Genomic DNA, 12,375 nt, shown 5'->3' with positions numbered 1-12,375 from the left:
TTGCCCGATGGAAAAGGTGCTGAACAAGTATGAGCTAGGGCAGGTAATGCTGGTAGATAAACCCCTGGAATGGACATCATTTGATGTGGTGCGGAAGATCAGGAATACCATCAGGATTAAAAAAGTAGGGCATGCAGGTACACTTGATCCACTTGCTACCGGCCTGCTAATTGTTTGCACCGGCAAATACACCAAGAAGATAAACGAGTACATGGGTATGGAAAAGGAATATACCGGCACCTTTACCCTTGGCGCCTCCACTCCTACTTACGACCTGGAAAGTGACCCTATAGAACATCGTAGCCTTGATGGCATCACCAATGATGTTATTCATACTGCCACAGAAAATTTTATGGGGCAGATACAGCAGGTACCGCCCATTCATTCTGCAATAAAAAAAGAAGGAAAGCCTGTATACCTGCTGGCGCGAAAAGGTATTGAAGTAGAATTGGATCCACGTACAATCACCATACATCATTTCAGTATCGACATGATCGAGCTTCCCATCGTGCACTTTAAAGTGGTTTGCAGTACCGGCACTTATATCCGCAGTTTAGCACATGATTTTGGTAAACAATTGGGATGTGGTGCTTACTTAAGCAGCCTACGCCGCACACGCATTGGAGAATTCCATGTAAACGATGCACCTCAAATGGAAAAGCTGGTAGAGGAGCTGAAAGCTGAATAGTAATTCCTTAGAATGGAAGGCCAATACCTAACTGGAAAGCATAATTGTTTCGCCTGATCCTTCTGCCATTCGCATCTACAATGTTGTATTCATCATTCGTCCAGGAGAAATCTTTGATGCTCATCCATCCATTGTTTTTTTCGCGTGCCGGATCTTTCACTTTATAAGCAAAATCAAGCCTGATCATTATTGAGCTGATATCGAATCGTAATCCTGTTCCTACACCAATAGCAAGGTCTCTGAAAAAGCGATCGAAGCGTAAAACGCTGGCTGAGTCTGGATTGTTCCGAGGGTTCTTCAGGTTCCAAAGATTACCTATATCTGCAAAAACAGCACTGTTGACATTTATAGATCCGATGGTAAAAAATGGGTAACGATATTCTATATTCGTCTCCAGCTGCACATCTCCAAACCTGTCCCTGAAAACAGAAGAAGTATCACTCAACAAAGAAGAGCCCAGTCCCAGTTGCCTGATATTCCATGCCCGCATGCTGTTTGGCCCGCCAGCTATATATTGTTTAAAAAACGGCAGCGATCGTCCCAGCACCGGGTCGTTGCTATAGTTGTAGCCAACACCACCAAAAAACCTGAATGCAAGGCCAGTTCTGCGGTAGCTGATCAACTTCCTGAATTCCGCCTCGCCTTTAATGTATTGATAGATCTTGTCGCGCAAACCCGGAAACCTGCCAGAAATAGCACCGGCCTCCTCGCCTGAAATACGAAGGAAGTTGGTAACACCCGCCCTGTTTCCCGGGTAGGTATAGCTGTACGATAACGTTTGGCTGATAACATAACCGGTGTTGAATGCATTACGCAAAAACGGGTTGTTGACAAATGCCGAACGCAATCCAGCCAATGTATCCAGGCTATACAATTCCACATTTAATGGCCGGTAGATCCATGCATGATTTTTTCTTTTCCATTCATAACCAAAAGAAAGTACAGCAGAACTTAGTTTGAAGAAATTACGCCTGTCGGTATAAGAGGCATTTAAACTTAATAGCGTTCTATAGTCATCTAGTGACTTTTCACCGCGAATTCTAAATGGAGTAATGAAGCGTGGAAAACTGAAGGTTTGTGTAATGCTTGACTGGAAAGTTTGTAAAACCGAAACAGAGTCATTCAAGCCAAGTTCTATACCATTTCGAAGCGTGGTGCTGGCTTGTATTGCCTGCTTTGCTACATTCCTTCGCCTGAAGGTGATGACATTGGCAACACCCAGCAAGTTCCCTGTAATAATACTATTGGTGTTCCGACTTACTTCCAGGTCGGTACCAAAAGAGTATTTAGGCGCAGGTGTCAGAAAAAAATGAAAATCCACTATTGGCACTGTATCCACACGTATCACCGGCCGCACATCTACCTGGTTCCATGGCCCCAGGCTCGAATATGCATTGATGGTTTTAAAGTACATGCTCTGGTCATACAGCGTTCCTTCGCGCAGGTAGGTATGCTCACGCAATGGCCTTAGCTTTACCAGCCCTACATGTTGCTTTAGGGTATACTGTCTTGCATTTATTTCCTGGGGAAAGGTTTTTCCAATAAGAGAATCTACGATCTCAGTTTTTTCTGTTTCAGGATACAGGTAGATGCGACCAACATAGAACTGCGTAAAAGCATTGGTATCGTTGGAAGGACGAGATCGTATAGCTACATCAATGGTAGGATCGGCCAAACGTCTCTGTGTTGCCTCGGCTATTCTTCTTGCTTGTTCAAATGGATCCAGGGTGATGTCGAGTAAACCAACCTCAGTTGTATCCACTTCAGCATATAGATTTTCCCTGTTCATACGCAGGTAACCATTGTTCCTGTACAAGTTCACAAGCCTGTCCAGTTCGCCGGATATCAGTTGTTTATTGAACGGCTTTCTCTCTCTCAGCAGGGTTTTAGAAGAATCTTGTTTCGCCAGCACCCGCAGGTCATCATGCTGAATACTATCGAAAGTAAAGGACGAAATACGAAGGTTTTTTTCGAGGTTAACAGCCATACGCACTGTTGCACGCAATTGGTCGCCTACAGTATCTATTTCGTGTGGCAGTATAGGTTCTACTATCGAATTATAAAATCCCTGCGACTGCAGGTAAGAACGCATAAAGGTGATGCTCGGGTTGATATAGGAAGTATCAAACCGCGGTGGGTTGCGAACAATGGTACGAACTCCGAACTGCCCAACGCGGCGTGGCTTCAGGCTATCATCCCAATAGTTATACAACTCAGCCTGTATCCTTCTCATTTCATCTTTGGATACATCACCTTCAAGCTTAATTTCGTTGTCGAAAACAAAAGGAGTATTAGGCGGATAATTTTTTACAACTGTACAGGAGGCAAAGGCTAATACCACAGATAAAAAGAAAATATAAAGGTTTGCCTTCCGGTACGTCTGAAACATGATCTACAATGCTGAGTAAAAATGAGCTCAAATATATTCAATCTTTAGGCCACAAAAAACAGCGTGACGAGGCGCAAGCCTTTATAGCAGAAGGCCCGAAGCTAGCCGAGGAGATACTGAACAGTGACTTTGAGGTGTTAAAGATCTTCGCTACCAATAAGTACCTGCAAAAGCATGAATCATTTTCTTTTCCTGTAACCGAGGTATCTGAAGATGAATTGCAGAAGCTATCTAACCTGAGCAAGGCAAACCAGGTATTGTTGCTGGTAAAACAGAAAGCAGCGGATCAATCTCCGAATGCTGATGGGAAGATGTCCATCGTGCTAGATGCCATCCAGGATCCGGGAAATATGGGCACTATCATCAGGATCGCTGATTGGTTTGGTATTAACCAAATTGTCTGCACCATAGATTGTGTAGAACTGTATAATCCAAAAGTAGTACAGGCAACCATGGGTAGCCTTTGCAGGGTAAATGTTTGGTACGGAAACACGAGCCAGTGGCTTTCGGAAGCTACTGTCCCTGTGTATGGAGCACTACTTGAAGGAGAAAATATTTATAGCTCCAGAAAAGTAGAAGAAGGAATCCTGGTAATAGGAAATGAAGGCAAAGGCATCAGCGAAGAGTTGAAGTCATTCATTACACACCCTGTAACTATACCAAGAATAGGTGGCGCCGAATCATTGAATGCTGCTGTAGCCACAGCTATTATTGTGGGTTGTATGAAAAACAATAGTTGATGGCGTAAGGGAAAACTTTATTCCACCAGGAAAGAAACCAGATGATATTTTAGAACTAATACTGGAGTTCGTTCTACCAATTGGCCAACTTACTTCTCCTAAATAAAAAACAGCTCCCCAACAATGGGGAGCTGTCAGTTTATACACTTAAGTAAAGTGTTATTTAATGATTACCTTCTCTTTGAACTTTCCGGTAGAAGAAACAACATCTACGAAATAGATTCCTCTTGGTAATCCTACCAGATTGAATGGAACAGTTTGCATGTCGCCGGTAATGTTTACCTGCTGGTTTGCTACTTCTTTACCATTTGCATCCAGTATTCTTATTTCTGCTTTACCGGTAGCCAGGCCATTCAACACAAGATTGAAGATGCCTTTGGTAGGATTAGGAGAAACCTTGATACCTTCTACAGTAATGGTTGGTGTAACAACCGGCTTAGCTGCCAACACCTCATTCACCACTTTTACTGCTACGTTAGCTGTTGCTGTACATCCTGCGCCGTCTTTAACTGTTACAGTATAATCTGTAGTAGCTGTAGGATTAACAGTTGCTTTGTTTTTACCAACAGTTTTCAACGTTTCGCTGGTGCTCCAGGTGTAGGTATAATCTCCTGTTCCACCGTTAGCTTCTGCTTTCAGAATATTAGAAGTGATACCAGAACCTGCTACCAGCGTGTTCCTGTCAGCATTCACCTGCAGTTGCAGTTGGTTATTTTTCACCTGGATGGTTTTAGATACTTCACATCCTACTGCATCTTTCACAGTTACAGTATAATTGCCCGCTGCTACTTTATCAAGATTCTGAGAAGTAGCACCGTTGCTCCAGGTATAAGTATAAGGAGCTGCACCGCCAGTTACACGCAAAGCAACTGAACCTGATGGATTGTTACAATCAACTGCTTTTACAGTTGGCTCTACCAATAAGCCATTCTTAGGCTCTTTTAGTACAATGGAAGCTTGTGCAGGACACTGTGATTCATCTTTTACAACCACTGTGTATTTACCAGCCACCACGTTGGTTAAATTGGCTGTAGTAGCACCGTTGTTCCAGGTGTAGCTATAAGCGCCTTTTCCACCAGTTACTTTAAGCTCTATACTACCGTTGTTACCATTGGTGCAAAGAACATTGTATCCATTTACTTCAGGGCTGGAAAGTGTTACCACCATTTTACTTGCATCAGTAAGTTCCACTGCATCAGAAGTAACCTCGCAGCCGGTTTCCTTATCCTTAACCTTCACATAATAGCTACCTGCTCCCACATTCACCAGGTTAGCACCTGTAGAGCCATTGCTCCAGGTATAGGTAAGAGCACCAGTGTTGCCAGTAACGGTTGTTTTGATTTTACCAGTTACATGACCCTTACATAGTGGATCGGTTGGTGCTAGTGTAACTTTTAAATTACAGTTCTCAGTAAGTTCTTCACCAAAACCAGTATTGGCAGGTGTAGTAGGATTGGCTGTACGACTAACCGTATTATCCGGGCCTATGCAAATACCATCTAATCCCAGGAAGTGGCTTGGTCCAGTGTGTGCATCTAGGTCTCTGATTTCGAAGGTTACATTACCGGTTTTTGTAGCAGTATAGGTACCACATACCTGTGACCAATTGTATACTGCCACGCCGTTTTCTATTGATGTACCGTCAACAATCAGGTCTATTCTGAACCCTTGTGTAGGTTCTGCTTTAGCATTAGCAATCCATGCACAGAAAGAATACTTTTGACCTTCTACCACATATACATCTTTATACCAGATCTTATTATTGCTTGAAGTCCTGGTATGGCTTAGCATGAAATACGATCCTGACTGTGGGCCCAGGCTCCGGTAACCGCCTCCGCCGGCATCACTTGCTTTCTTCACAATCTCGTAAGCACCATTTCTTGGCATACCTCTAGAATATTGTGTCTGCGCTTTACCCGCTCCGAAACTATTGTAGCCAAGTTCAAAGCCACCATAATTACCTTCGGCATTTGTTGTTTCAGGACATGGGTTGGATGGAGGTGGCGGTGGTGTGCCATTTGAATAACCGGCATCCACATCATGATCACTCTTATCTACAAGTACAACTGTTACTTCACCAGTTGCTTGTGAAGGATCACTGTCTACTTTATCATCACTGCCAGAATTTGGCGTAGTAAGATTCATCCCGTTTACAGAAGTTGGGAATATAATTACGAACGTTCCTGGGCCAAGATTTTTAAAATCATAATAACCGTCATTATCCACAGAAGGATTACGCGGATCATGGTATGTATGAGTTGTCGTCTTACCCGTTGTTCCATCTGAGAAGCGTATTTCAACTGTTACACCATTGATCCCCTTTTCACCTGGTTCTTGTATACCATTGCCATTTAAGTCATTCCATACAAAGTTGCCTATCCAGTACAACCCACACACAGCCATATCTAGAGTATTATTCACATAACCACCCCCTTCTGGTTCCTGACCTGGTTCCAATGTGATAGCATTACTAAATAACTCACCTCCTTCAGCATTATCACCAATGACATTTACTGCATTATTATCATTGTCTAAATTATTATTAGGATCAAAGCTGGTTGAACGAGTTCCACTTTTTATATACCCTTTTAATATTGGAATATTAACTATGTAATCACCAGCACTCAGATAATTGAACTGGTAGAAACCTTGTGCATCTGTAATGGTTTCAGCAACTGGTTCTCCATCTGGCAGGTTATCTCCATTCGTGTCCCTGTACAAACGAACAGGATAATTTGGAATACCATATTCATTGTCGTCTTTTTGACCATCACCATCGTAATCGTTCCACACAAGATTTCCTAATGTGAATGTTTGCGCTGGTTGGGTGGTAGATATAAATCCAGCATCTATGGTGAAATCACTCTGGTCAGCAACAACAGTCACCTGTACAGACCCATTAATTGGATCACTGTCTTTTGCATCATTACCCCCTTGATTAGCAGGGCTAGGCGTGTAGCCGGCAGGTGTTTCAAATGTTATTGTATAGGTACCTGGTCCAAGGCTAGGGAAATCATAGTATCCATTATATTGGGGAGCGTTTTGATTGTTAGTCTGATGGTACCTGTGGGTGTATCTTTCATCAATGGTCCCATCCTGAAAGGTTAAAATTACCTTCACCCCATTTATTCCTGGCTCTCCTGGATCCTGTATACCATTTCCATTTTGATCATTCCAAACAAAATCTCCTAAATATGCATTACCACACTGTGCCAAATCCAGTGTAAGATTACCATTGGCATCATCACCATCATTGGTTGGTTCGCCACCTTGACTTAGGGTAATTGCTTTGGTGTATAAAACACCTCCCGGCCCGTTTGATCCAACCAGCCTTACCAGGTTATTATCATTGTCCTCATCAGCATCAGGATCTAAACTGCAGCAGCCAGGTTTTGGAGTATCTACAGTACCACCAGTGGTATTGTTGGGACTCCGGGAATACCCAGGAAGGATAGGCATTGAAGCTATATACCTACCTGGGTGTAAACCTGTAAATACATAATTACCATTTTCATCTGTTGTGGTAGTTCTGATAGCTGCCCCGTCAGGTAAGTCGTCACCATCGTTATCAGTATAAAGGCTAATAGTAGCTCCGGCTATTCCTGGCTCATTAGAATCTCTTTTACCATCGCCATCACGGTCGTTCCATACCAGATTACCTAATGTTAGATTACCTGCAGGTGTAGATGGCGAGAAGCATATATCATCAATCGCCACAAAGAACAAACCCTTCTTTGGATCGCGAATAGAAAGTTCAAGTGATGTTTGACCAGGACCAGTTTTATAAGTACCGCATATCTGTGTCCAGTCGAACGTTACCCTGCCCTGTCCTATTGATTGACCATTTACATAAAGACCCAGTTGGTAGTTTGCTCCACCTCCCAAGTTTTTAAGCAAAGTAGCTGCAAAGCAGAAGGTATATTCTGTATTCGGTGCAACATTCACTGTTTGATACCACACCTTGTCATTCACATCATTGCTGGTATGTGCAGCAAGGAAAAAATTACCGTTTCTTGGTGTAATATTTAGGTAACCACCGCCACCAAGTTGGTTGACGTTTTGTACCACCTGGTAAGAGCCATTCCTTGGAAGCCCATGATGAAGATCTGATGCACCACCAGAAAATGATCCGTTTTCAAATCCTTCTCCAACTACTGAATTTGGAGGACAAACACCATTAGAAGTAGATGTAGTATAAAATCCAGCATCGATTGAATTATCTATTTGACCATTGGCCAGGTTAACTGTAACTGAACCATTGGTTGGGTCGCTATCCACTTCATCATTACTACCTGCATTAGACACAGTAGGCGTAAAACCATTAGGGGTAGTGAAAGTAATTGTATAATTGCCGCTGTTTAAGCCAACAAACTGGTAGTATCCATTTGCATTTGTAGTGGTAGTCGTAGGCGCTCCACTTGCTGAAGTAAGTGTAACTGTAACGTTCGAAATACCTTGTTCTCCAGCATCCTGGATACCGTTCTTATTTAAATCATTCCATACAAAGTTTCCAATCTTACCTGAGCCTGGTGTGCTTGCATCATAGAAGCCAGCATCAATATTATTATTGGTTTGACCAGCAGCAAGGTTTATAATTACACTTCCACCAGAAGGGTCGCTATCCTTAGCATCATTTCCTCCTTGTTTAGCAGGAGAAGGAGTTAAGCCGGAAGGAGTAGTAAATGTAATAGTATACTGCCCGGCAGGAAGGTTATTGAATTGATATTTACCGTTACCATCAGTAGTGGTGGTAAGCGTAAGGCCATTTCCTGTTAAGGTAACAGTTACCCCGCTTATTCCAGGCTCACCATTGTCCTGGATACCATCTTTATCCAGGTCATTCCAAACAAAATCACCAATCTTGCCTGTGCCTGTTGGCGTGCTTTGATAAAAACCAGCGTCTATAGTATTGTTAACTTGGTTGTTACTATTTAGTGTTACAGATACACTGCCATTTACCGGATCGCTATCTTTTGTATCATCGCCTACGTTAGAAGGTGAAGGTGTGAAACCAGCAGGAGTGCTAAAGGTAACGCGGTATGTTCCGGAACTTAGTCCAGTAAACTGATAGAAGCCATCATTGTTGGTTGTCGTATTCCTTGTTAATCCGCCGGGAAGTGTAAGCGTTACCGTAGCATTAGCTATGCCAGGCTCACCTGCATCCTGTTTCCCGTTTTTATTTAGATCGTTCCAAACAAAGTCGCCAATGCTTGAGTTATTAACAGGAGGCGGAGTTGAACAAATAGGACCGCATATATCGACGTATTCTACGTTTTGTCCTGCTTTAACTGCGAATTTTATAGTACCAACACTATAATATCCTTTAAGTTTGAAAGTAACAGTTTTGCTGCTTCCTCCATTAATACCATTATCGAATTTTATTCCACAAAGCTTGGTATGGGGATCAGTTCCATATGATGGAGTTCCACCTGTTGTTCCGGCAAAATCGGAAGCATCATCAAAACAGTTAGTACAACCTTCTGTACCAAATTTGAAATGACTAATGCTAGGTGAATAACCTGAAGTTATTGTATAAGAGAATTGTGAAGTGGTATTTGAACCACTGCCGGCATAAGTAACGCCGTTAAACACAACCTTATGTCCACCAGTAGTAGTACCTGAAGTAGGACAATTATAGGTTTGCGCCTGCACTCCCAAAGACATCAACTGAAACAGGGCGAACAGCAACAGGCCCCAACCTCCCGTTTTTCGCCAGGAAGCAACTGATGATAGTCGCAATAAATTTTTACATGTAGAATTACTCATAAGATCAAATTGAAATGTAATTATAACAAGCCCTTGTGGCCAATGTCCAGAAAATTTGGAGGGTGGTTCTTCTAGTGGCTCCTAAAAAGCACCAGATATACTCCTGCTTTTCAAGGGTTGAGGTTGGTTAACATGTAGAGATGTGGCAAATTTCGATTTAGTTGCAACAAAGTTAAAATCAGCTACTTGTTGAGGGCTAAGATAAGCTCCTATCGGACTAAATAAAAGGAGAATTGGAAATTATATAATAAAAAAGCCTCCTGGAAAAACAGGAGGCTCGTCTTATTCAACATTCGATCAGGGTCTATTTCGTTGGTTCTTCATAGATATACCTGGATCAAATAATTGAATGGTCTTGCAAATATTGGATTGAAGTAAGGTTTAAAAACCTCCCCACTAAAACGAAGCATTGAAAAAAATATTGTGTAACCCTCTAAATAATATGTCGTGCTGTATAAATAAAATACTCCCGGGTGATCCGGGAGCATTAATCATTTCCTGATCATGTTCATTCGGGGTTCATAAATGATCCTAATCAAGCAATGAATCCATTGCAGGGGTTTCAATGGAATTTGCAACAAAAACTGCTTGTATAACGGATATGGTTTCAACTTATTGCTATTGATGGTATGATCTTTTAAACAAAAAAGCACGTGGTGTTGAAATATTTCAACATTATCACGGGTAACTGGTTTGGCTTCAATCATTTAGAGCCAGGAAGAGATTTATCAAATATTACAGGCACATCAAGATTTTTACCTTAGAATACCTGCTACCGCACTATCAGAGGGGAAATCATGTAGATAAACATACCGCTCCAGAAAAAAAATAGTCTATTCCCAAATCTATATCCATCTCCTATGGAATGATGTTTTTATACATGAACATGAAGTTCTATCATCAAAAGAAAGCGTTATGTTTCAAAAAATCAAACTATCAACCGTACTGCTATTTTCACTGCTATGCGCCGTAGGCTTTGCCATCCCTATGACCTACTTCATATACAGCGCAAATTACCAGGATACATGGTGGCTATTCGTGGGCAATTTCCTGTTCATGATAGGTATTATCATATACATGTTGTTATTCACCAGTCGTAAGAATGAAAATCCCAATACTAACTTGCTGCTTACTGCAGGACACATAGTTACTGTAGGTGGTGTTATACTTTCCTGCATTATTGCATTTATTGTATTGATGATGTTTCCTACAGGTATTGTAAGTGCTGGCCCCGCAGAACAAGTAATGGAGAATACGCCAGCTCATGCCGACGATGGAAAAACCGATGGATTGGTACTGTTTGTATACCTGACAGCCATTATTGGTAATGTAAGCGCAGGATCGGCAGTAGCAATATTCATGGCATATACTACCAAGAAAAATCAAACGAAAGAGAAAGTGATATCGCAGGTAAAAGTGGATACCAACTTAAGGAGCTAAGAAGTTTCTTCTCAATATAAATAAAGAGCTATAGCCAATGCTGTAGCTCTTTTTTATTGTAACACTCTTTTTTCCTATCCTTCTCTTGTTTAGAATATTGAAGCCTCACCAACTATAAAAACTGCAGGCAGTTTAGATAGCATGGTCAAATTGCAAGCCTCACTTTCTATAGCAACCTGCTTATTCGGCAACTTGCCTTCTTGCCTCCTATCCAACTAGGAAAGTAAGATTACATATGTTGAGAAAAATTGTTCTACTTGGACGGTCATACAGGCGAACCTTTATCCCTAACATAATCCTGCTGCAAGTTTATATGATCGCATAAAAAAAGCCGGGCATTGTGGCCCGGCGGTACTTATCATTTGAACCGTATCCTTACAACTTATACCTTACCAGCAGCCCGTTGTACCTCCCTCCTGCTTGCGGTGTCACTGACAAGTTCTTCACTTTTACTTTATGGAAATGCGGAACAAGAATACCTGTGGCAGCGCCAACTGCATAACCTATAATATTATCACTTAAGAAATGCATGCCTGCTTTGTGCCTCATATAACCAACAAAAGCAGGTACAGCAGCAGCCCCTATCCAAACATACACACGAGCCTTTGAATTTGGATTCAGATCGCTGAAGGTTTTTGCAGTGAAGAACGTTGCAGCAGCAGTTGCAGCAGTATGTCCTGCATAAAATGAGCGCTGGTTATTTCCACTTCTTCTATAAGCTTCGTCTACCTCGGGAGCTGCATTACCATTTTTATCGGTATATACAAATGGCCTGGCACGTCCTGCTATGGAAGCTGTATTGGTAAACAATGCGCCGGTAATGGCCATCGTTTCCAGGTACATTACCATCAACTTGCCATAGTCCTGCCTCATGTTTTTATTTAATACCCCTACTAAAAGCGGCATCGCAAATGAAGCCTGGAACGGCGGATAGCTGATATCATCAGCACGCTTATCAAACCACCCGGCACTATGCCGATCGAACCAGGGAACATTATCGGCGGTTTTCTGGGCAAGTTCTGCAGGTGTCAGGTCTCTTCGGTCCGCTATTCTTTTTACACCCAAAGCAGTCAAGCCTATACCACCTGCTATTATGGGTACATCAGCTTTCCAATTTAGCTTGTAAGGTGATGATGTAGTTTCTTTAAATTTTAGATTTTTTACCCTTACCACCTGGGTAGGCAACATAGTATCTACGACTACATTGGAATTTACCGTAGTACCTGTAAGGCTACTATCTGGTTGTTGAGCATTGGCCTGTATACAAAATACAGTAGCCACAATAAGTGTTTTAATTGAATTTTTCATTGGAAATATATTGTTCATGTTGTACTAAAGTTGTGCCGCAGCAG

6 protein-coding genes are annotated in these 12,375 nt (G+C 42.0%); 3 read left to right on the top strand and 3 right to left on the bottom strand.

Annotation, left to right across the window (positions count from 1 at the left end):
• Nucleotides 1–7: 7 nt before the first annotated feature.
• Nucleotides 8–688 carry a tRNA pseudouridine(55) synthase TruB gene (truB, locus tag J4N22_RS04675; protein ID WP_207492538.1) on the top strand — a complete coding sequence of 227 codons (681 nt, stop codon included), beginning with the start codon at nt 8–10 and terminating at the stop codon, nt 686–688.
• A 7-nt stretch (nt 689–695) separates the two neighbouring features.
• Here the strand turns inward: truB and J4N22_RS04670 are convergent, their stop codons facing one another.
• Nucleotides 696–3,077, bottom strand: a complete 2,382-nt coding sequence (locus J4N22_RS04670) for a BamA/TamA family outer membrane protein (protein ID WP_207492537.1) — start codon at nt 3,075–3,077, stop codon at nt 696–698.
• 8 nt (nt 3,078–3,085) lie between these two features.
• Here J4N22_RS04670 and J4N22_RS04665 point away from each other — a divergent pair, with 8 nt between their 5' ends.
• Nucleotides 3,086–3,817, top strand: a complete 732-nt coding sequence (locus J4N22_RS04665; protein ID WP_207492536.1) for a TrmH family RNA methyltransferase — start codon at nt 3,086–3,088, stop codon at nt 3,815–3,817.
• A gap of 159 nt (nt 3,818–3,976) precedes the next feature.
• Here the strand turns inward: J4N22_RS04665 and J4N22_RS04660 are convergent, their stop codons facing one another.
• Nucleotides 3,977–9,583 (bottom strand): SdrD B-like domain-containing protein, encoded by a 5,607-nt coding sequence (locus tag J4N22_RS04660; RefSeq protein WP_207492535.1) that lies wholly within the window; start codon nt 9,581–9,583, stop codon nt 3,977–3,979.
• 915 nt (nt 9,584–10,498) lie between these two features.
• Here J4N22_RS04660 and J4N22_RS04655 point away from each other — a divergent pair.
• A complete protein-coding gene (locus tag J4N22_RS04655; RefSeq protein WP_207492534.1) occupies nt 10,499–11,023 on the top strand; it encodes a hypothetical protein in 525 nt (174 codons plus the stop codon).
• Nucleotides 11,024–11,398: 375 nt separating this feature from the next.
• Here J4N22_RS04655 and J4N22_RS04650 read toward each other — a convergent pair whose 3' ends face one another.
• Entirely contained in the window at nt 11,399–12,331 is a 933-nt protein-coding gene (locus tag J4N22_RS04650) for a phosphatase PAP2 family protein (RefSeq protein ID WP_207492533.1), read from the bottom strand.
• Nucleotides 12,332–12,375: the final 44 nt, after the last annotated feature.

Source organism: Aridibaculum aurantiacum (genome assembly GCF_017355875.1).
Taxonomy (GTDB): Bacteria; Bacteroidota; Bacteroidia; order Chitinophagales; family Chitinophagaceae; genus Segetibacter; species Segetibacter aurantiacus.
Note: the sequence above shows the minus strand (reverse complement) of the source record. Positions and strands in the feature narration are given on the sequence as shown.

Bases quoted from the DNA above. Each gene is read 5' to 3' on its own strand.
- J4N22_RS04665 (WP_207492536.1), top strand. From the start codon at position 3,086: ATGCTGAGTAAAAATGAGCTCAAATATATTCAATCTTTAGGCCACAAA.
- J4N22_RS04655 (WP_207492534.1), top strand. From the start codon at position 10,499: ATGTTTCAAAAAATCAAACTATCAACCGTACTGCTATTTTCACTGCTA.
- truB (WP_207492538.1), top strand. From the start codon at position 8: ATGGAAAAGGTGCTGAACAAGTATGAGCTAGGGCAGGTAATGCTGGTA.
- J4N22_RS04660 (WP_207492535.1), bottom strand. From the start codon at position 9,583: ATGAGTAATTCTACATGTAAAAATTTATTGCGACTATCATCAGTTGCT.
- J4N22_RS04670 (WP_207492537.1), bottom strand. From the start codon at position 3,077: ATGTTTCAGACGTACCGGAAGGCAAACCTTTATATTTTCTTTTTATCT.
- J4N22_RS04650 (WP_207492533.1), bottom strand. From the start codon at position 12,331: ATGAAAAATTCAATTAAAACACTTATTGTGGCTACTGTATTTTGTATA.